The organism is Staphylococcus sp. GW821-FHT11H10 (assembly GCF_058807855.1).
Genome location: NZ_JBXARC010000005.1, coordinates 16042 through 39032, shown reverse-complemented (window position 1 = coordinate 39032; position 22991 = coordinate 16042). Strand labels below are relative to the sequence as shown.

The following is a 22991-nucleotide window of genomic DNA, read 5'->3' as shown; positions in this document are numbered from 1 at the left end:
ACATTCACTGTACTTAAGACCTATTTATCAAAAATTTTAGTAAACAAAATTTAATATTATAAAATTGTGTAAATACTATCTATTTTATGAAGTTTTATTATAATAAGATAAAGAAATGAATTAAGGACGGAGGATACACCTTGAAAAAAGTATTGGCAGGTATCGTCATTTTATTACTTGTTGTTGCTTTAGGTTTTTCAATATTCTTTGCAGCAACTGGTACTAAACAATCAAATTCAAGTGATGATCATAAAACTGAGAAGCATGATAAAAAAGAGAAGAAAGATAAAACGAAAGAAGAACAAACTGATGAGCAATCTACTACATCTAATAATGGAGAAAATGCACAATCAGAACCAAAGTCAAACAACACTGTAAACACGCAACAAAGTTATTCTACACAACAAAATAACTCGACAACTCGAACACAAGAATCTAAAACAAAAGAAAGCAGTTCAAGACAAAAGAGTTCAGAAAGTGCTACTTCAGAAAAAAATACTAAAGAAACTCAAACAACACAACAACCAAGTACACAACAACCTTCTACGCAACAGCCATCAACATCACAACCTAGCACACAGAATAAAACGACAACTAACAATAGTTCAACACAAAGTTCAAGTAGTTCTGGTAATTCAAGTGATTCTAAAGATAAAAATTAAACATAGCAACAATAAATATATAGCACATAAAAAGCATTCTAGCCCATTTATAAGGTTAGAATGCTTTTTATAGTACAAATATCGTTTCCGTAACTACTCAGTTACTTTACTTTCAGCCACGCGTTTAGAAATTTTACGCATAATTGGATCTAAGACTGGTTTGACTAAGATGCCTAAAATAAAGAATCCTAGTCCAAATAGTATTAAGATAATCATTTTCGTAATTAAAATTTCTGGTACAATGCCACCTACCGTTTCACGTAAGGAATCTATCACATACGTGAATGGTAAATATGGTGAAATCGTTTGGAAGAACTTAGGTGCAGTTACAACTGGGAATGTTCCTCCACCACCAGCAATTTGTAATACTAGTAAAATGATTGCAATAGCTTTACCTGGGTTTCCAAGTAATGACACGCATGTATACACAATCGTATTAAAGACAATAGCACCACACAGTGCGACTAAGATAAACAATGTCGGTGATTCAACCTGCGCTTTCAAAATAACCAAGTCACCAATCGTTACAATCAATGCTTGAATGATACCCATCATTATAAAGAAAGCACCTTTACCTAAATAAATTTGACGTTTCGTTAACTCATCTTCCAAGGCTTCATGTTTATTATCTACAGACAATAAACTTACTAGTAATAATGCCCCTACCCATATAGATAATGACGTATAGAATGGTGTCATACCTGAACCATAATCTTTAACTGGGAAGACATCTACTTGTTTCTTATGAATAGGATTCGCAACCACGTCGGCTTGTTTCTTCAAGTCATTCTTCAACGCATCAATCACTTTATCTACCGCATCATCTTCATCTAATTTTTTAAATATTTTATTCGCTTTGTTTAAATCTTTTTCAATATCTGGCAAACGGTTTTCAGAGAAATTAGCTACGTTTGCTAACGCTTCTTTCGCACGTGGTTGATTTTGATTTAATAAATCAACGGCATTGTCATACTTATTGAACAATGTCGGTAAGTTCGTATTTACTGTTGCTGTAGCATTCGCAAGTTGTTGCTCTAAATCTGGCAAATCATTACGAACAAAGTCAGCTGCATTCGCTACGTCTTTTTTCACTGTAGGGAAATATTTCTGAGCAGTTTGCATAGCATTAATATAGGTTTGTTCTAAAGCAGGTAATTCACTTTGAATGTTAGCTATACGATTCTGTCCATCTGTAACTATATCCTGACCAGCAATGATAACACGATTAATCGTATTTAATTTAGATTGAACGTCTGATAACGTATTCTGACCTTTGCTTAATTCTTGTGTAATTTGATTAGATACAACTAACAAACGATTGTTTAAGTCGTTTTTAATGAAATCACGATAGTTACCTAACGCTTTATTTAAATCTGGTAACGAACGCAATACGTTAACTGCTTCTGCTTTACCTGAACTACCATTTTTTAGTGCATCAATGAGTTGATTCGTTGAACGTAATGAATCGCTGATACGATTATTGGCACTCTCAACTTGTTTAATTTGCGACGATAAATCGACATGTTCTCTTTTTTCTAATTCTTTTAATACGTCTATCAATTGTTGATTACTTTTCGAGCTATTTTCAAGACGTGTTTTTAAATTACGTAACATGTCATTAAATTCAGTCGGTCGATTAGAACCAATAACACCATAAGATATATCTTTCAAGGCTTTAATGTCTGACTGTGTTGCTTTCGCTTGATTATCAGAATTACTTGAAAGTGTTAATAATGCTTCTGCAAGCGCACTATTCATAGACTTCACGTCATTGTTTGAGACAATTTGATTATCATTCACAGTGTCCTGGCTACTATCTGTGCTCAACTTCTGAATTTGATATTGAGGAAGTCCCGACGTACTTTGTTGACGCAATGCACTATTGGCTTGGTTATTTACTTCTTGAGCACGCCCTGCCGCTTCTTGATAATCACCTACGCGTTGCTGAGCAGATGTAAGATAACCTTGTGCATCATTTAAACGCGTATTCGCTAAATCAAGCCCCTCACTAGCAATATCCACGCCTCTATTAATCTTAGGAAATTGTGCCGGTATATCATTAGAAGCTACATCTAATAGTTTCTCAATGTTCGGCATATATTCATTAAGTGCTAAGATGAGTTTTGCCTTTTCGTTAAGTGACGGAATGGCTGCATTCACATCATTAAGCTTTTGTTGGGCGTCTAAAATATCGCCTTTGTAATTACCTAATGCACGGAATTGATTTGCATATTTATCAAGATCATCCTGATGATCATTCAAATATTCAATACGATCCGCAATTTTATTGATTTGTGGTAATGAGTCATGTGCCGCATAAACTGCATTTTTTATTTTATTAATTGTAGGTACTTCATCTTCAAGTTGAATACCCACTTTGTTCGCTTCTTGTAGTAACGCTTTCGTGACGGTTTCGTTGAACTGTTTATTTGCTTCGTCAACGATGACCGTTGACCCTGTATCAGTCATTTTCGGTGCGACGGCATTGATTTTTTGATTAACTTTATATTCGATATCGGCTTTTTGTGGTTTCTTTCTTAATGTGCCAGTAATTTGATGCGAGAATTCTTTAGGTATGTATATGCCAGCATAATATTTACCCATTTTAATTTCATGGTCTGCCTTTTCCCGGCTAACAAATTGCCAATCAAATTTATCGTTTTTCTTAAGATTGTCTTCTAATGTATTACCAACATTAATTTTCTTGCCACGAACTTTGTCACCCTTGTCCTCGTTCACAACGGCAACCTTGATATGACCTGTATGGCTATAAGGATCCCACATAGCCCATAAGTTGAACCAAGCATAGAAAGACGGTAATATCGCAAGTCCTGTTAGTATAACCCAAACTGCTGGCGTCTTAGCAACTCGCTTCAAGTCCGTTATAAATAATTTTAGTGCGTTTTTCATTTTCACACTCCTAAAAATGAAATATTAAGATTTTATCTCAAAATGATATTAAGTATTGTTTTTTTCTTTATAGAGTTAGTATAATACTTTTATTGAGCAAAGTAATAATTAGTTGATACTTATCAACTAAAAATCATAATAAATATTATATCAAATTCTGATATATTCGCATACCACCATAGTTAATTTGATAGGAGGAAAAGAGCGTAATGTCGAAGCATAAATTCATGATTTACTTTTTAACAACAACGCTAGTATTGCCAACATTTACGACTAGCATTGCACATGCTGAAGACACAAACGAAGATGATAAGATGAAATCATCTAGCACACAAGAAGAACAGACTAATCATAATGAAGATGTAAATGACAATAATACTAATGAAGCATCTCAACCAGACGATACTCAGTCCGATAACACATCTTCTGAAGCACCTACTAAGGAAGATTCGAAGAACAAGATAAAACGAGAAAAGTCTAAGTCATCAAATACGTCATCAGAGGAGAAAGATGATGACAACACAAGCGTATCTCGCAGTCATCAAAAGCGTGATAAAGATACAAATAACACTTACCGTACACCCCTTTCTCCAATCTTTGACGCAACTCATTCTAGTGGTTTACCTGCTTCTAACTTTTTAAATCCTGATTTATATCAAAACGGATTTAGCCTAACTCATTTAATTGCATCATTATTTAATTTCGATAGTGATATTTCAGATTATGAGCAACCCGCAAGCACTAATGAAACAGATGATGACACGCATTCTACAAATGAGCAAGATAGTGATGCACAAGACCAAGATCAAACAGAACATAGCGCTTCATCTTCTGACATAACGGATCGCGACAAAAATGACATAAAGCAAAGTAGTGAGCAAGCTAACCAATCAGATAAGACTTCACAACAAGATGAGACAGATACAAATCAACAATCAACTGCCAATCAAGATAAGGACGATGCAAGTGTTAGTAAAGCGTTAGATGCCATTGATGATTTAGTCTCAGATGAAACAGATGATGATAAAGATAACCAAGGAAGTAATAATACAGATGACACTGATCATCAATCAAATAATGACGACACAAGCACCGACTCAAACAATGATTCTAGTAAAACATCATCTTCTAATAGTAATAGTCTGTCTGAATCTGCCTTAGACACTGTGCTCGATAAATACAGTGAAGATGCTAAAAAGACGCATCAAGATTTCGAATCATCTAAAAAGGATAACGCATCAGACACATCTAAAGATGAAAAATCAAAAGAGAGCACTAATAAAGCAAGTAACCCTCAGTTGCCAACTAAGAAGGAGCTTGAACATAAAACTACACCTGCACAGTCATTTGAAGATGACTTTAAGCAAAATAATACGCGTTCAACTAGTCTGTTCCAAACATTACCTCAACTTAATGGTAGTGACGTAACGGATGGCGATATAACAGTTGTTGAAAATAAAGGTACGCGTGACTTTATTAAGTCTATCGCTAAAGATGCACATAAGATTGGTCAAGATAAAGATCTTTATGCCTCAGTAATGATTGCTCAAGCTATTCTTGAATCTAGTTCAGGAAACAGTACCTTAGCACAAGCACCTAATTATAATTTATTTGGTATTAAAGGTAGTTATAAAGGACAATCTGTAAACTTTAATACGCTAGAAGCTGGTAGTGACAACAGTATGTTTAGTATTAATGCTGGGTTCCGTAAATATCCAAGTACTAAAGCATCATTGGAAGATTATGCTGATTTAATTAAAAATGGTATCGACGGTAATCCAACAATTTATAAACCTACTTGGAAGCATGAAGCTATAGATTATCGTGATGCGACACGACATTTAAGCCGTACGTATGCTACAGACCCTAACTATGCCACTAAATTAAATAGCTTAATCAAGCACTATCACTTAACTGATTTTGATAAGAAAAAAATGCCAGATTTAGATCGCTATGCTAAACAAACATCTAGTGGAGAAGATGCTTCAGGTAGTGAGTTTAAATCATTTGAAATCACAGATTCGTCATCACCTTATCCTCAAGGTCAATGTACATGGTATGTATACGAACGTGTTCAACAATTTGGTAAGAAAGTAGGTAGCGACTGGGGAGATGCCCATAACTGGGATAATCGTGCAGAAAGTGATAACTATGATGTCAGTCAAACACCGTCTACACATAGCGCAGTAGTCTTTGAAGCAGGACAAGCTGGTGCGCATGATATATATGGTCATGTTGCCTTTGTTGAAAAGGTAAATAAAGATGGCTCTATCGTCATCTCAGAATCTAATGTAAAAGGTTTAGGCATCGTATCATATCGTACAATCGATGCAAGCACAGCTGAAGACTTACACTATATTGAACCTAAATAAAGCTGATGTGAGCTAGATTAATTAAAGTAATTTAAATAATAGATCAAAAAGGCAATTTCTATTTTATTACAATAGAAATTGCCTATTTTTATTAGATTAAGCGTTTATCCGATTTATCTTTTATGATTTTTGCTCTAAAACTTCTTCGACTTCATTTTTAATTGTTGTAACATGTGGTCCGTAGACAATTTGGGCACCATTACCTCGAATAATGACACCTTTAGCATCTGTTGTCATTAAAGTATCTTTACTTAATAATGATCCATCTTTTAAAGTTACTCTAAGTCTAGTAGCACAACAGTCTACTTCCTCAATATTAGTAGCACCACCTAAACCTTTGATAATAGTATCAGCACGTTCCGTAGCTTCAACACTTTCAATTTGTTCTTTATCTTCACGTCCAGGTGTTTTGAAATTAAATTTAATAATTAAGAATCTAAAAATAATGTAATATAAGCAGAACCAAACGATTCCAATTGGTAAAACCCATAAGTAATTCGTTTTAGAATTACCTTGTAGTACACCGAATAATATATAGTCAATGAATCCACCACTAAATGTTTGTCCTACTGTAATATTAAATATATCCGCCATCATAAATGCTAATCCATCTAAGAAAGCATGAATTAAATATAAAACAGGTGCAACAAATAAAAATGAAAATTCTAATGGTTCAGTTATACCTGTTAGGAATGATGTCAATGCAGCTGATAACATTAATCCTCCAACTACTTTTTTATGCTCTGGCTTAGCTGTATGGTAAATAGCTAATGCTGCACCGCACAACCCAAACATCATCGTAATAAATCGACCAGACATATATCTAGATATACCAGAGAAGTAATGTGTTACACTCGGATCACCTAATTGGGCTAAAAAGATATTTTGAGTACCTCGTACCATATGTCCATTTACTTCTAATGAGCCCCCAAGTCCTGTTTGCCAAAATGGTAAGTAAAAAATATGATGCAATCCAAAAGGACCTAATAGACGTAATATAAATCCAAAGAAGAATGTTCCAATAGCTCCAGTCTTTTCAACTAATCCTCCGGCATTAAAAATCCAACTCTGTACTGTTGGCCAAACAAAAAACATAATTACGCCTAGAAATATTGAGCTAACTGCAGTAATAATAGGTACAAAACGAGAACCACTGAAGAAGCCCAAATAGGCAGGTAATTCAATTTTATTAAACTTATTATGTAAATATGCTGTTAAAATACCTGTTACGATACCACCAAACACACCCGTCTCAATTGTTTGGATGCCTAATACCATACTTTGTCCTTTTTGAGCTAATTCTGTTGTTTTTGCTAAATCATCTGTAATTTGTAGCATTCCATTCATAGTTGCATTCATTATCAAAAAGCCAATTAGTGCTGCTAATCCTGCTGTTCCTTTGTCACTACGTGCTAATCCTATAGCTACACCAATAGCAAATATTACTGGTAAATTTTGAAAAACAATGTTTCCAGCAGAAGACATTAGCGTAAATATGTTTTGTAGTAATGTAATATCTAAAAATGGATATGCTTTTACAGTATTAGGATTACTCAATGCTCCACCAATCCCAAGTAATAGACCTACTGCTGGTAAAATGGCAATTGGTAACATGAATGATTTCCCAAATTGTTGTGCTTTCTCAAATAATTTATTCATTTTTATTACCTCCTTTGAAATAAAATCACTCTATATTCGTACTGACAACGCTTTCTTAAATAGAAATATAATACTAAAGAAAATTTTAATCAATATCATTACCTAAAATGAAAAACATTTTCAAAATAATATACATAAATTTTTCGAATTTAAAGACCATACCTATTAAAAAACTGCCAACAGCGTCGTAGACACCGTTGACAGTTCTAATATTTAATTCTTCTATTATGAATAAATTAATACTTGAGTGACAAGCATGCCACCACCGAAGATGAATACGAAGGCAACGACTGGCCATACGAATTTCAACCAGTGAGAGTACTTCATGTCTAGCATTTGTAATGTTGCCATTATCAATCCTGTTGGTGCTAAGAATAACATTGCATATTGACCAAATTGATATGCTGTTACGATAACAAATCTAGGAATACCTACTGTATCAGCAAGTGGTGCAAAGATTGGCATTGCAAGCACTGCTAAACCAGAAGATGATGGAATAATGAAACCTAGGAAGAAGAAGATAATCAACAATATTACAATGAAGATCGGTCCACTTACACCTTGTACAAGTGATGAACTGAAGTTCAAGATTGTATCTGAGATTAATCCATCATTCATAATCATATTGATACCACGTGCCAAACCAATGATTAGTGATACCCCTACCAAACTTGATGCACCTTCTACAAATGCATCGACGACCACTTTCTCGCCAAGTCCATCTTTACCTAATGCTACCATTAACATGATTACAATTGTAAATGCTAGGAACATTGAGGCCATGATTGGGAACCACCAACCTTGTGTCATAACGCCCCACACCATGATTGGGAATGGTAAGATGAATAAAATTAAAATGATTTTTTTGCGTAGTGTAAATGGTTTTTCTCCGCCATCATCGTTAATAACTGACCATTGATTTTCAAATTTAGTTTTATCTTCATATGTGTAAGATGCTTTAGGATCTTTTTTAATTTTTTTAGCGTACCAGTATAAATAACCTACTGTGAATATTGTTGCCACAATTAAGCCAACAATTCTCCAATATAAACCATCTACGAATGTTGTACCTGCTGCATTTGATGCGATAACAACTGAGAATGGGTTAACTGTTGAGAATGTACTACCTACAGAACTTGCTAGGAAGATTGCCCCAACACAGATAATTGAGTCATATCCCATGGCGATAAAGATAGGTACGAGTATTGGATAAAATGCTACCGCTTCTTCTTCAATACCACAAAGCGTACCACCTAGTACCATTAATACTGATACCATGAATACAAGTAAAAATTCATGACCTTTAGTTTTTTTAGTAAGTGCTAAAAGTCCTGATTCAAATGAACCACTCTTTTGTACAACACCAATGAGTCCACCTAATACTAAAATAAATACCATTACATCGACTGCTTCAATTGTACCGTTAACCATGCTTGATGTAATTTGATCTGGTCCAGCAGGTTTTTGTTCTAATCGTTCGTATGTTCCAGGAATTGAGATAGGTTTATTGATGGCACCTGATTTAAATTGGTCTACATCAATTTTTACACCTAATTTATCTAATTGTTCTTGTGTTCCAGGGACTGTTTTTGATTTATTATGAGCATCGACAATTTTAAATTCATGAGCACCGCCATCATAAGATAACTTAGAGTATGCACCAGCCGGTATCATCCACGTTGCCATAACAGCGATTACAGTTAAAATAAATAAAATTGTAAATGCGCCAGGCATCTTAAGCGAGAATCGTTTTTTCCGTCCTTTGCTAGTGCTATTAGTAACTTCGTTAGTGTGTGTCATGCTTTTCAACCCCTTCAAGTATTTTTTTATCTATGAAAATGCTATACACATTTAAAACGTATATTTTGTGAAAATTTGTTAATTAAGCAACTTTGTGAAAAATTTCTCAATTTCTTTTTCCACTATTAGTGTATGTCTAATGCACTTTACAATCAATATGAATATTAAATAAAGTGTAAATATTTTTAAGTATTCCATAATTATTTCACATAACTTTACCAATAATTTCTCAAAATTCACTTGCTATTTTCAAAAAAATGTGCAAGCGCTTTCTTAACCGATGTTGAGCCTCTTTTCCAAAAAATAAGCGTAGATAACATAAGTAAGTAATGATTACTCAGTTATCCACGCTTTAAGTTTGTATTTATTGTTTTGTTTTTTGTTGTTTACGACGACCTAACCCTATTAATGTGCCCCCAGCAATCACTAATAACACTGTTACTGGTAACCAAGACTTTTTAACTACTTCCCCAGTATTTGGTAAAGATAGATTCCCTTCATCATCAAATAAACCACTTAAAAATCCATCATCATCGCCTAATTGTCCTAATGATAATCCTTGTACAGGATTAGGAATATCTTCAATATTGTCTAACAGACTTCCTCCTGAATTAAGACCATCTAATAAACTACTACCAGTTAGTCCATCTAGTAAATGAGACCCTTGATTAAGAGAGTTAGAACTTGATGCACTACCATTAATGCGATCAAATAGCGAAGGTCTATTTGTAATAGGATCTAAGATATAACTCAAATTATTTTTTGCAGTGTCGAGTTTATTTTGCAACTGTAATAAATCACTAGCAGTACCGTTTAATGCGTTTTTCACTAAATCTAACGCATCAGCTTTATCCGTTTGAGCTCTAGCAATAAGATCTGCCAACGCCTTCGCTTGTGTTTGATTTAACTTTGTAGCTAATAACGTTTCGATGGTTTGTTTAGGGTCTGACGATTTATCAAGTATGTCTTTAAGAATATCATCAGCTGTTATTTTTTGATTTGCGTTAATTTTTTGCTTCACTTGATTTACTAATTCTGAGCTAGATAAGTTCTCTTTAGCAAGCTGTTTAGCTATTTGTGATGCCTCATTATTTCCTAAACGTGTTGAAAGCAATGTTTTGATTAAAGCCTCTTTATCAGGCGCTTGATCAAACATGGATGCCAAAATATCATCACTTGTTGTCGTTTTGAGGTTGTCGATATGTTTCATCATTTGATCTGTTATTTGCTTATCTGACTGACCGTTAGTTTTAATCTGCTTGGCTATCTTTTGAGCTTCGTTTTTACTAAAGACACTTCCTAAGATTTGTTCGACTGTTGCTTGCTTATTTGAAGATTGTTCTAAATGGCCGCTTATTTCATCTCGGTTCGCTTTAACATTTTGTCGAACATTTCTAATATCTTTTTCAACATTTTGCTTTTGCTCATTAGTCAAATTGTTGTTTTGCTTTACTTGTTGTTCTAACTGTCTCAATTGCTCAAGTTTATGGTCACTATAACGTTTCGATGTGTTATCTTGTTGATTTTCAACTTTTGTAATGGCTTGGTCAATTTTTTGATTAGCAGATAATTCGTCAGTTAATGCATCAACATGACCCTCTTTTGAATCAATCTTGTTTGACTTATGGCTTACATCATCTTTATCTATCTGTTTGATACCATTTAGAATACTTTTATCTGATGCAGTATTAGTATTATCTTTTGAATGCGATTTTGTTGAATTGTCCTCTTGAATGGATGATTCAGTTTGATCTCGAATATCTTCTACAGATGAATGTGCACTTTCTTTAGTTGATTCTATGTCATTTTTAACATTATCCATTTCATCCAATATTGAGGTATCATCATTTTTATCATTTATTTGATTCTTATTGTTTTGAGAAGATGCTGATTGTCCACTACTTATTTGGCTATTTTCATTATTATTTGTGGAATCTTGTTCCGACTTCATATCGCCATTTTGTTGATGGGTATCAACCTTTTCAGATAAAGAATCTAAATCGGCTATTACTTTATCTAATTCATCTAGCTTATTTTCTTCATTCGTTGATGATTGCTTAGCAGTTGAGAGTGAAGATTCATTTGAAGTGCTTGCTTTTTCACCAGTTTCTTTAGTACTTTCCTCATTTGATATACGGTCTTCTTCCTGTGCATCCCTTAAAATTTGATCAATTTCAGACTGATTACGTGCATCTTCAATATCTTCTTTATAACTCTTAATATCAGTGGCTTGTAGGTACTTCAAACGGTCAATTTTTGCTTTCGCTTTATCTATCGCTTTATCAAGTTTATTTTGAACAGATGTCATTTCACTTGAAACGTTGTCAATGCGGTCATTTGATTGTGCAAATCCATCTTTGGTAAATCCATAACCCACTAATGTTCCACTCATTAACAACACTGAACATGACACTTTTAAATACGAATTAAATTTAGAATGTTGTCTAAGCTTCTTCATGCATGTCACCCTTTTTATTAATATTCCACTTCATTATATAACATTTAATTTAAAACTTATACTTCTATTTTTTGAAAATTAATTAAAGGTTCCAAACATTGACCAGTCTTAGATTTTTATAATTTTATACGTTTAGTGTTGATTTTTTTAGTATCTGTAACCTTAACAGAGTATTGGTACGCATTAGTTAAATCTATAAGAGATAAGAATTTATTATGACCAGCACCTGTATCAATATCTAGTATATTTTTCTTTTTATATAATTCATCATTTTTTAACCCATAGCGATAATTAGGAATATGACCATGTATCAAATATTTATTTTTAGGGATGTTTCTATTTAAATTATGGTTATAATGACCAGTAGTATATTCCTTAATCTGTTTATTTAAAGGCTTAGACGTATCTATACCAGCATGCGCAAATATGTAATTATCTATGACCTCGATTGTCGACAATTCTCTTAAAAATTTGTGCCAGCGTTTGATTTTTTTATCTTTACTTTCTAACCAACGCATCTCATGATTGCCAGCCAAGGCAAGTGCACCTCGACGTTTTAAGCGTTTCACTAACTTCAAAGTCCCAAATGAATCGGGTCCATTATTAACATAATCTCCCATTAAAACGAGTTGATCTTTTCTCACATTAAAATTAACTGCCTTTAAAAGAGTGACGAGTGCCTTCCGATGACCGTGAATATCAGAAACCACAAGTATCCTTTCTTTCATACTTCCTTCTCTCCTAACCTACGACTTATTGCATATTAATATAAAACCACTGTTTAACTAACTTTAAACAAATTATTAACGTGTCCTCAAAATTCTTTATTTATTATAGAAAATAGTATAAACAAAATATATATTTTGGGGAAATCAATTTATGAATACAAAGCAATTACTCATCTTTAAACATTTCGTTGAAGCACAAAACGAAAACGCCGTCGCTGAAAAACTTGGTATCACACAACCAACGGTAACTTTTCATTTAAAAAACTTAAGCAAAGAATGTGGATTACCTCTGTATTTCAAAAAAGGTAAACATTTCAACCTCACTGAAGCCGGTGAATTACTCTATCGGAATGCGAATAAAATGCTTAATTTAATAGAAGAAACAACAGATATGATGGAAGATTTCAAACAATCTAAACGAGGAACTTTAAGAATTGGTGCGAGTCACGCTCCGATCTATAGCATTTTACCATCAACATTTAAAAACTATATGCATGAACATCCAAATATAAATATTAACTTAACAGTAGATACTGCGCCACTTATTATCGAGAAAGTTAAAAACCGTAAGATTGATATTGCTGTCATAGCTGAGAAAGGGTTTAACGAGGGGGAACTACAAGTTAAACGTCTTCATGAGAATCCATTAGTGCTTGCTATGGACAAACGTCACCCACTTGCTCAAAAAGATCATCTTACTTTAGAAGATATTAGTAGTTACCGTTTTATCATTCATAATAGCGGAGCAACTCGAGACAGTATAGACGAATGGCGTAACAAGAACTTTATCAACTTAGACGTTCACATGGAAACCAATAGTATTAGCAGTATCCTTACAACAATAAAAGATTCAAATTACTTAAGTTTAGTCAGTGAAAATGCTATAAGTCATCATTCAAGCATTATTAGTAAGACTTTGCCTAATGCCCCAACCACAAGTTACATCTCACTCATATACCGTAATGATAGACATCTCACTTCTATTATCCAAGATTTCATCACATTAATATATAACACTAAATAGTTCCTGCAAATTTGAGCAATCACGTTGATTAAATATTTATTAACATGATTGCTCTTTAATACTATCCGCCCTTCTACAGTTGCTTTCTGTTTCTTTTCTCAAAATAATTCAAATACGTATAGTTTGAAAAGTCAGTTTATTATTACCTTTATAAAATATTAAGAATGTATAAATTTTGTTAATAAACATTCCAAAAAGTTATAACAATTTTACAATATATTAATAAATCGCTATAAAAAAATACGCTTACATAATATAATAGATTTGAAAGAAAGATATACATATTAATCAATTTACTATTTGTACTTTTTTGATTAGGAGGTACGGTTAATGCTCGTTCTTTCCATCATTTTATTACTTTTTGGTCTAATTTTAATCGGTATTAGTAGATTTGTTGCATACCAACGTAACATTGACCTCAGAGAAAAAATTTATATTCCTGGCGTAATTTTTGTCTTAATAGGCGCATTACTTCTCCTGTTTTATTTAATGAACTAACTACATCGCAAGTCTACATACCAAATTATTTTCAGGTATACCATCATCACGAGGTTACCTGTTTTCTTATATATCCTCTTAATACACGCTATTTTCACCAACAATTTTTCCAAAGTGTTGCATTTTCCAACGACGTAAAACTTTTAATGGTACCGAACGTGGGTAGAACTTGTTACATTATCAAATGTAACATTTTAAATATGCTTAATTTGAGGTATCGATTTAATGTAATTGCTCACAAATCATCAACACACTACCCATACTTTAAGCGATATAAATTAATGAAATAGGGGGAAATGTCTTGGCAAAGCTATTATACAAACTAGGAAAATTTATAGCTAAGAACAAATGGCTAAGTGTTATAGGATGGCTTGTTATACTAGGTGTCATTATCACGCCATTAATGATAAACTCACCGAAGTTTGACAGTGACATAACTATGAATGGCCTTAAGTCATTAGACACAAACGATAAAATCAGTAAAGAATTTCATCAGGACAGCGAGAAAGCCTCGATGAAAATAGTCTTCCATTCTAATAAGAATGATGGACTCAATAATAAAGATACGAAGAAAGATATTGAAGATGCTTTAGACAATATCAGACAAAATGATGATTATATCCAAAATATCTCTAATCCATATGACAGTGGTCAAGTTAATGATGAAGGCGATACTGCTATCGCTAACGTAAGTTATGTAGTTCCACAAACTGGATTAAAAGATTCTTCTAAACATATCATCGACAAAGAATTAAAAGATGTAACTGACAACCACAATGTGCAAATTGAAAAAACTCAAGGTGGCGCTATGAATGCTGAACCTGGTGGTACATCAGAAATTGTCGGTATCGTCGTAGCATTCGTAATCTTACTTATTACCTTTGGTTCACTTATCGCAGCTGGTATGCCAATTATTAGTGCAATCATCGGTTTAGGTTCAAGTGTTGGTATCATCGCATTATTAACATATATCTTTGATATTCCAAACTTCACTCTTACACTAGCTGTAATGATAGGTTTAGCTGTTGGTATTGACTACTCACTCTTTATTCTATTTAGATTTAAGGAACTTAAGAAAAAAGGTGTCGATACTGTAGAAGCTATCGCAACAGCAGTGGGTACAGCAGGTAGTGCTGTAATATTCGCTGGTCTTACAGTTATGATTGCTGTTTGTGGTTTATCACTTGTAGGAATCGACTTCTTAGCGGTTATGGGATTCGCTTCAGCGATTAGTGTGTTATTTGCAGTATTAGCAGCATTAACACTATTACCTGCCCTAATCAGTATCTTCCATAAAAGTATTAAGATTAAAGATAAACCATCTAAAAGTAAGGACCCTAAAGATCATCCTTGGGCAAAATTTATTGTTGGTAAGCCAGTTATCGCTGTTATTGTAAGTTTAATTATTTTAATTTTAGCTGCTATACCAGTCAGTGGCATGCGTTTAGGTATTCCAGATGATAGTTTAAAACCAACTGACTCATCAGAATACAAAGCATATAAATTAATCTCAGATAATTTTGGCGAAGGTTATAACGGACAAATTGTCATGTTAGTTAATACAAAAGATGGTGGAAGTAAAAGTACTATCGAACGTGACTTAAATAATATGCGTAGCGATTTAGAAGACATTGATAATGTTGATACAGTTTCAAAAGCACAACTAACTGACAACAACAATTACGCATTATTCACAATCATTCCTGAAAAAGGACCGAACTCACAGTCAACAGAAAATCTAGTATATGATTTACGTGATTATCATAGCCAAGCGCAAGAAAAATATGACTATGACACTGAAATTTCAGGACAAAGTGTTATTAACATCGATATGTCAGAAAAACTAAACAACGCTATTCCAGTATTTGCAGGCGTTATCGTTGTATTAGCATTCTTCTTATTAATGATTGTGTTCCGTTCAATCTTAGTTCCATTAAAAGCAGTACTAGGATTTATCCTTTCATTAATGGCTACATTAGGTTTCACAACATTAGTCATTCAACATGGCTTTATGGGTAGCTTATTTGGTATTGAAAACACAGGACCATTACTTGCATTCCTTCCAGTAATCACAATTGGATTGTTATTCGGACTTGCCATCGACTACGAGCTCTTCTTAATGACACGTGTACATGAAGAATACAGTAAGACTGGCGACAATGATCATTCAATCCGTGTAGGTATCAAAGAAAGTGGACCTGTTATCGTAGCTGCTGCACTTATTATGTTCAGTGTATTCATCGCATTCGTCTTCCAAGATGACAGTGCAATTAAGTCAATGGGTATCGCATTAGGTTTCGGTGTGTTATTCGACGCATTCGTCGTACGTATGACATTAATTCCAGCATTGACGAAACTCTTTGGTAAAGCTTCATGGTACCTTCCTAAATGGTTAGGTGCAGTATTGCCAAACGTTGACGTTGAAGGTAAAGCTTTAGAAGAAGATAATCATCACGACACATATTCTGAAAAAGGTCATGTCAACGATAAAAATAATGAATACGCTAGACAAGACAAAGATAACTATGTTTATCAAAATGACAAACGTAACCACAATCGCAATTATAATGACGAAGATTATAACCGTTCTGTGCATTTAGATAATCATCATCGCCAACATCATTATGATAATCAACGTGATGATATAGACTATGAATCACTTTATACTCAAAATGGCGACCATACTCATTATGATGAACGTAATTATAATGATCGACACTATCAAGACAATTACGATAGAAACAATGATTATCGTCATAGCAATCATGTTCAACACAATGATAACCATGATTATCATGATTCAAATTTCGATAAAACAACAAACTTATACAAAGAATTAACTGATAGCAATATTGATCAAGATGTATTATTCAAAGCATTAATGTTATACGCTCGTGAAAACAACAAAGGTGTTTACGATAGATATAACCGATCATCTCAACATCGTCATGATGACGAACTTAGAGACTAATATTAAAAAGGAGGAAACACGTTATGTTAAAACGACGTAGTTCGAAATTCTTAGGACTACTAGCCACACTTGCCTTAGCCATAGTGCTAAGTGCTTGTGGTAATAGTGGTAGCGGTAGTGGTTCATCAGACGATAGTCAAACATCACTTGGTAATAAAGAAATCGAAATACCTTATATCGCGAGTGATAATTCAACACCACGTTCACTAGTTATAGCAGAAGTATTGAAAAAAGCAGGTTATGATGTAACAACTACACCAGTAACAGCAAGTGGCCCATTATACGCTGCTGTATCAGAGAACTCTGATTCATTCCATGCATCAGGTATCTTCCCTACTACTGATAAAAGTTACTACGATAAGTTCAAAAGTAAATTAACAATTTATGATGATAAACATTTAATTGATAACGCAAAAGTAGGTTTAGCCGTACCTAAGTACGTGCAAGATGTCGACTCAATTAGTGACTTAAAAAATAGTGACTTCGGAAAATCTGTAGATTGGACAATTCAAGGAACAGACGCACGTAATGGTGTTATGCAAGAAACTAAAGATGAACTTGATAGTGACAACTTGGATAAATATAGCTTGAAAGAAAGTTCTGACCAAGACCAATTCAAGAAAATTCAATCTGCTTTTAAACAACAAGAACCTATCGTCTTCACAGCAATGGAACCTAGCTGGTTCTCTAAAGAATTAGACGTTAAAATGTTGAAAGATCCAGACAACATTTATGGTAATAATAATCAACACATTGACTTAGTATTTAACAAAGACTTTAAAGAAGCACATCCAGCTGCATATACAATTGCAACACGTATGGCAGATGATTGGAGTAAATCTGACGAAGACAAATTAGCTAAAAAAATCTTTGTTGATAACAAAAATCCAGAACAAGTAGCTAAAGACTATGTTGATGATAATGATAATAAAGTAGATGAATGGTTAGAAGGTATTGAGACTAACTAATTGCATAGTTAGGAAAGACAAATAAAGAATATGCTCGTTTGGTGTAGCATATTTAAAACTCATAATGCAAATTTACAGTAGCAAACCGAGTTGAAAAGGCGCTTAACTCTTCTCAACCGTAGCTATTATTACGTGGGAGTGAAACTAAACTCAGTTTCGCTCCCACTTTTTTATATCGTTCTTATAGTATTAAACGTTTCAGATAACTTAATTACTCTTTTTTTGTAACTAAATTTAAACGTAGTATCAGTTGTTATGTTTGGAAAAATCAATTTTATTGTGATAAATTACTCTTATTACGTCAGGCTATCTGACTAGATTAAATATATAGGAGAATCAGATAATGCCGTCAGCAAATCAAAAACGTATGATTAAACATATTCATGAAACAGTGTTTATACTTTTACATGACTATCATTTTGATGAAATCACGGTTCAAAAAATATGTGATATTGCAGAAATCAACCGCAGTACGTTCTACAGATACTTCCAAGATAAATATGAATTACTCTACACTTTACCTGACTTTATTACACAACACATTATAGCTAAAGGTGACACATCAGCAGACATTACAACCCCTGAATCATTTGAAGACTTTATTTATTACATTGGTAATAATAAAAAGATTTTCAAACATTTATTAGTTTCGTCTCGACAGGCGGATGTGTTTAGAAGTTTAACAAATGTGAGTCGCGAAATGATGTTAAATAACTCAACTCGTAAGCGTGACCCATTAGCGCAAAAGATTAGAGAAAGTAAGCATCCTGAAATTGTAGCTGATTTTTACAGTAGTGGCGTAATAGAAGTACTACGACGTTGGGTAGAAAATGACTATAACTATACCGTTGAAGAAGTGTTTGAAACATTAAATAATGTGCTTGAAACGTCATTATATTGTTATGATAAATAAAAGCAATCTCACATAAATTAAGAGTGAGATTGCTTTTTTGTCATTTGCGTTTTTTAGCGTCTACTGTTTTATAAACCATAAAAATACTATTAGCTACGATTAATAGTGCCAGAATGACCATTGGCCAAACACCTATATTAACCATATTAAATATAATGAGTACTATCATCAAAATAAGATTTAATGCATTTGAAATCATTAATGATTTATCCACTGATATCACCTTTTATTATGTTATAACCTAATTCACTAAATTTAATTAGAAATTGGTTACCTCAATTCATATTTTCTACGTGGCATGCATAGTGCAATCATAATAGCGATAATACCAATCACAGCTATAATGTTAAATTGTACTGTGAAACTTGAAATCGTATTTAGGACAATGCTTAGAATAGGTGCAATCGCAGTACCTAAGAATAAAACAAATGTGTTTACTGATAAGAAGAACCCTTGGTTACCTCGAACAGTTAAGCCTACTTTAGAAATTGTTGATGGAATTGCGAAGGCGATACCACTTACAAATAGCACACTCCAAATAATTAATAACACGATGTTTGTTGTTACAGACATTAAGATAAGTGCTACTGTACTCACAACTAATGCACTTAAAATAAGATTTTTAACACCTATGAGATCACTGATTCGTCCTGCAATTAGAGACAACAACATACCAATAATACCAAACAGTTTAGCATTAATCGCAGTTGTTTCATCCCCACCAATGGTATCGGAAGTGACGTAATGATTAAACACTGTATACATACTAATAAACATAGTTAACAATGTGAGCGACACCCCATAGCACAAGAGCACGGCTTTATTCGTTTTAAAATCACTAAAATTATTAAAGAATTTAAGTAATTGAATGTCGGGATTCTTCACTGGACTTTCAGGAATTTGTCTATGAATTACGAAAGCTAAGATGATATATAGCACCGTTAAAGTGAAATAAACCATATGCCAATTTGAAAAACCTACTATGATCTCACTTAAATTTTGACCAATAATCCCTGATAACATGAAACTCGTACTAATGAAACTAATCGCAGTCATACGTTTGACCGGTGAATAAGTTTCTGTCACGTATGTGATAGATACTGGTGAAAAGGCAGCAGCAAATATACCTTGTATCGCTCTTAAAACGACCAGTATCGCGAAAGAATGTACAAAACCCATAACCATACAAATCATTACAAGCCCACATATCCCAAATAATATGGTGCGAATTCTCCCATATTTTTCTGAAATAGTCCCATAAAACAAACAACTTACTGAATATGTAACGGAAAATGCAACACCATTTAAAGTTGCAATTGATTGTGGAATTTTGAAGTCTTTAGCAAACTCTGCAGTTAATGGAATTGCCGTATATAAACTGCTCATTACTATAATTCCTGCAATAAAGAATATGGTTGTTATTTTGTTGTAATTCATTGTTTTTTGGATAGACATTTGCTTCTCCCTTCTTTCTATTTTCTACAACATTTCTATTATGACACTTTCACTTATTTTTCAAAAGACTACTTGAAATTGACAAAATACTTTTAAAGTTCTTTCATTTAAAAATCACATATTCGCTTTTTAAAATAAAAAATCTCTAATTCGAAACATTTCTATTGACTAATCCTAAAATAAGGACTACAATTCTAGTATAAAATTTATACCAATGGAGGTGACGTGTTGAAAATAGAATTAGGATTGACTTCATTTGCAGATAATGGTGATATGGTTATGCCTGATGGTACACAAGCTGCTGTTTCAAATGCTCAGAGAATTCGCGATATTGTAGAAGAAATTGAACTAGCTGATCAATTAGGATTAGATATATATGGATTAGGTGAACATCATCGTCCTGATTATGCTGTATCAGATCCAGTGACCGTACTTGCTGCTGCAGCATCACGTACTGAGCATATTAAATTGTCATCTGCAGTAACTGTGTTATCATCAGATGACCCAGTACGTGTGTATCAACGATATGCGACATTAGACGCAGTATCTAATGGACGTGCTGAAATTATGATTGGACGAGCGTCATTCATCGAATCTTTCCCATTATTCGGTTATAATTTAAATGACTACGAAGACTTATTTAATGAAAAGCTGCAATTATTACTAAAAATCAACGAACATGAAGTTGTAAGTTGGGATGGTAAATTACGTCCAAGTTTCGACTCAACAGGTATTTATCCACGTGTCGAACATGGTAAGTTACCTATTTCCATTGCAACTGGTGGTACACCTGAATCATCATTAAGAGCAGGTGCCTTTGGGTTACCAATAACGTATGCGATTATTGGTGGTAATCCTAGACGATTTACACGCAATATTGAGATTTATAAATCTGTCGCAGAATCTTACGGTCATAATCCAGACGAATTATCCGTATCGGTACACTCATGGGGGTACATCGCTGAAACAGACGAGGACGCTAAGAAAGAATTCTTCCCTTCTTTAAAAGCACACCATGATATTTTAGGTCGTGAACGTGGATGGCCTAGCTTTGACGAGAATATGTTTGAAAGAGAAGTAGGAAGTCAAGGCGCAATCTATCTGGGTAGTCCTGAGACGGTTGCCCAAAAAATTATTGAAACTGTTGAAACGTTAGGTCTTAACCGCTTTATGATTCATACACCTGTAGGCTCAATGCCTCATGAGTATGTAATGAAATCAATCCGTCTATTTGGCGAGCGCGTTAAACCTATTGTTGACAAATACTTTGAAAACAAATAAAAAGGAGATTTTTAAATTATGATTTTACGTTATGCTGCAAACTTAAAACTTGCTAAAGAATTATACACTGCTTCAAAACCTAAATTAAAAGGTGATCAAGGTATGATCGATACATTCCAAAATGTATTCGGTTTACCAGAAAGCTCAGTTAAATTAGCTGGTACTGTAGAAGTTGCTGCCGCTGCTTTTTATGCTGCTAGTTTCTTAAACAAAAACTTATCTCGTTTAGGTTCAATTGCTACTTTCGGTGTATTAAGCGTTGCTGCTTACAAACACTTTGAAGCTGGACATGGTAAAGAAGGCGCTCAACACGCTTTAGACTTATTAGGTTTAGCTGCATTAAGCTTTGCTGATACTTTCGATTGCGATAACAAATAATATCGTTAAACTTTATAATATAAGAGTAGGACGTGCGATGACTATCATCACACGTCCTATTTTTTATTGTTCATTTTTTTAAAAATTCTGGGAAAGTTTGTGGTTTATCATGCACTAATTGTTCAAAATCATTTGAATGTTGATCAAGTAACCCTCTTGCACCTGCTTCGTACATTGATGCAAGCAATGCACCAAACCCTTTAGGTTCATCATACATTTCTGAGAACTTTTCCAAAGAAACAGGACTATATTCAATCTTAGAACCTGCTGCTTCAGACAAGATTGCTGCTAATTCTGTCATAGAATAACTATAGCCAGATAGTAAGTATCTGTGTCCAAATTTATCTGGTTGTTGTAATAATGCTACGATACCTCTAGCAATATCATCTCTAGAAATATAATTAATACGACCCTCACCCGCTGGATAAATGAGTTTCTGCATATCTGCAAGTTCTGGTAAATAAGGTTTCAATGGATCCATATACATCGCCATTCTGACATAAGTATATTTAAGACCACTAGATGCAAGTAAACGTTCAGCGTAGCCAAAGTATGGACTCATATGGAAAGGATTATTATGTTGATCTGCATAGTATCCAATAAACATAATGTGTGAGACATGTACTTTATGAGCTGCACTGACTAAATTCTCCACTTCTGGGAGTCGTTTAAATGACGGATGAATAATACTCGGAATAAATATAACCGTATCAATACCTTTGAAAGCACGAACCATACTTTCCTCATTAAAATAATCTAATTCTCTAACGCCTACTTTATCTTTCCAGTGTGATGGCATTTTATCTGGATTACGTATCCCAATATTAAAATCAGGCACCTGTTCTTTAATTGCATGTTCAGTGATATGTGACCCAAGATGTCCGGTCGCGCCTGTCAGTAAAACTGTCATTACT

At 33.7% G+C, this 22991-nt stretch carries 16 protein-coding genes; 8 read left to right on the top strand and 8 right to left on the bottom strand.

The genetic code is table 11. The annotated features are described in order from the left end of the window. Positions 1-140: 140 nt before the first annotated feature. A complete protein-coding gene (locus AC1RRU_RS04370; protein ID WP_016930625.1) occupies positions 141-662 on the top strand; it encodes a hypothetical protein in 522 nt (173 codons plus the stop codon). Positions 663-755: 93 nt separating this feature from the next. On the opposite strand, the gene AC1RRU_RS04365 is transcribed toward AC1RRU_RS04370, so the two are convergent. Next, entirely contained in the window at positions 756-3572 is a 2817-nt protein-coding gene (locus tag AC1RRU_RS04365; RefSeq protein ID WP_011274686.1) for a YhgE/Pip domain-containing protein, read from the bottom strand. A gap of 209 nt (positions 3573-3781) precedes the next feature. On the opposite strand from AC1RRU_RS04365, the gene AC1RRU_RS04360 reads away from it, so the two are divergent. Continuing rightward, positions 3782-5944 carry an amidase domain-containing protein gene (locus tag AC1RRU_RS04360; RefSeq protein WP_070663209.1) on the top strand — a complete coding sequence of 721 codons (2163 nt, stop codon included), beginning with the start codon at positions 3782-3784 and terminating at the stop codon, positions 5942-5944. A 120-nt stretch (positions 5945-6064) separates the two neighbouring features. On the opposite strand, the gene AC1RRU_RS04355 is transcribed toward AC1RRU_RS04360, so the two are convergent. From AC1RRU_RS04355 to AC1RRU_RS04340, 4 genes are all read right to left on the bottom strand, one after another. Next, entirely contained in the window at positions 6065-7603 is a 1539-nt protein-coding gene (locus AC1RRU_RS04355; RefSeq protein ID WP_011274684.1) for a PTS transporter subunit EIIC, read from the bottom strand. A gap of 225 nt (positions 7604-7828) precedes the next feature. Continuing rightward, the gene (locus AC1RRU_RS04350) at positions 7829-9403 is read right to left on the bottom strand and encodes a YfcC family protein (RefSeq protein ID WP_011274683.1); all 1575 of its coding nucleotides are present in this window, start codon (positions 9401-9403) and stop codon (positions 7829-7831) included. 364 nt (positions 9404-9767) lie between these two features. Then, positions 9768-11861 carry a hypothetical protein gene (locus AC1RRU_RS04345; RefSeq protein WP_016930622.1) on the bottom strand — a complete coding sequence of 698 codons (2094 nt, stop codon included), beginning with the start codon at positions 11859-11861 and terminating at the stop codon, positions 9768-9770. A gap of 116 nt (positions 11862-11977) precedes the next feature. Next, the gene (locus tag AC1RRU_RS04340; protein ID WP_016930621.1) at positions 11978-12589 is read right to left on the bottom strand and encodes a metallophosphoesterase; all 612 of its coding nucleotides are present in this window, start codon (positions 12587-12589) and stop codon (positions 11978-11980) included. Positions 12590-12740: 151 nt separating this feature from the next. Between AC1RRU_RS04340 and AC1RRU_RS04335 the strand changes: the two genes are divergently transcribed. From AC1RRU_RS04335 to AC1RRU_RS04320, 4 genes are all read left to right on the top strand, one after another. Next, a complete protein-coding gene (locus AC1RRU_RS04335; protein WP_016930620.1) occupies positions 12741-13613 on the top strand; it encodes a LysR family transcriptional regulator in 873 nt (290 codons plus the stop codon). A 799-nt stretch (positions 13614-14412) separates the two neighbouring features. Beyond that, positions 14413-17082 carry an MMPL family transporter gene (locus AC1RRU_RS04330; protein ID WP_016930619.1) on the top strand — a complete coding sequence of 890 codons (2670 nt, stop codon included), beginning with the start codon at positions 14413-14415 and terminating at the stop codon, positions 17080-17082. A gap of 23 nt (positions 17083-17105) precedes the next feature. Next, on the top strand, positions 17106-18050 hold the full coding sequence (locus tag AC1RRU_RS04325; protein ID WP_011274677.1) for a glycine betaine ABC transporter substrate-binding protein: 945 nt from the start codon (positions 17106-17108) through the stop codon (positions 18048-18050). A 343-nt stretch (positions 18051-18393) separates the two neighbouring features. Then, positions 18394-18963 carry a TetR/AcrR family transcriptional regulator gene (locus tag AC1RRU_RS04320; RefSeq protein WP_053023273.1) on the top strand — a complete coding sequence of 190 codons (570 nt, stop codon included), beginning with the start codon at positions 18394-18396 and terminating at the stop codon, positions 18961-18963. Positions 18964-19003: 40 nt separating this feature from the next. Here the strand turns inward: AC1RRU_RS04320 and AC1RRU_RS04315 are convergent, their stop codons facing one another. Then, positions 19004-19177 carry a hypothetical protein gene (locus AC1RRU_RS04315; protein ID WP_011274675.1) on the bottom strand — a complete coding sequence of 58 codons (174 nt, stop codon included), beginning with the start codon at positions 19175-19177 and terminating at the stop codon, positions 19004-19006. A gap of 56 nt (positions 19178-19233) precedes the next feature. Continuing rightward, the gene (locus tag AC1RRU_RS04310) at positions 19234-20412 is read right to left on the bottom strand and encodes an MFS transporter (RefSeq protein ID WP_029376613.1); all 1179 of its coding nucleotides are present in this window, start codon (positions 20410-20412) and stop codon (positions 19234-19236) included. Between the two features lie 234 nt (positions 20413-20646). On the opposite strand from AC1RRU_RS04310, the gene AC1RRU_RS04305 reads away from it, so the two are divergent. Together AC1RRU_RS04305 and AC1RRU_RS04300 are read left to right on the top strand one after the other, a co-directional pair. Continuing rightward, the gene (locus tag AC1RRU_RS04305) at positions 20647-21699 is read left to right on the top strand and encodes an LLM class flavin-dependent oxidoreductase (RefSeq protein WP_029376612.1); all 1053 of its coding nucleotides are present in this window, start codon (positions 20647-20649) and stop codon (positions 21697-21699) included. A gap of 18 nt (positions 21700-21717) precedes the next feature. Beyond that, positions 21718-22077, top strand: a complete 360-nt coding sequence (locus AC1RRU_RS04300) for a DoxX family protein (protein ID WP_011274672.1) — start codon at positions 21718-21720, stop codon at positions 22075-22077. A 70-nt stretch (positions 22078-22147) separates the two neighbouring features. Here AC1RRU_RS04300 and AC1RRU_RS04295 read toward each other — a convergent pair whose 3' ends face one another. Further along, positions 22148-22987, bottom strand: coding sequence for an SDR family oxidoreductase (locus AC1RRU_RS04295; protein ID WP_011274671.1), 840 nt, complete (start codon positions 22985-22987; stop codon positions 22148-22150). Positions 22988-22991: the final 4 nt, after the last annotated feature.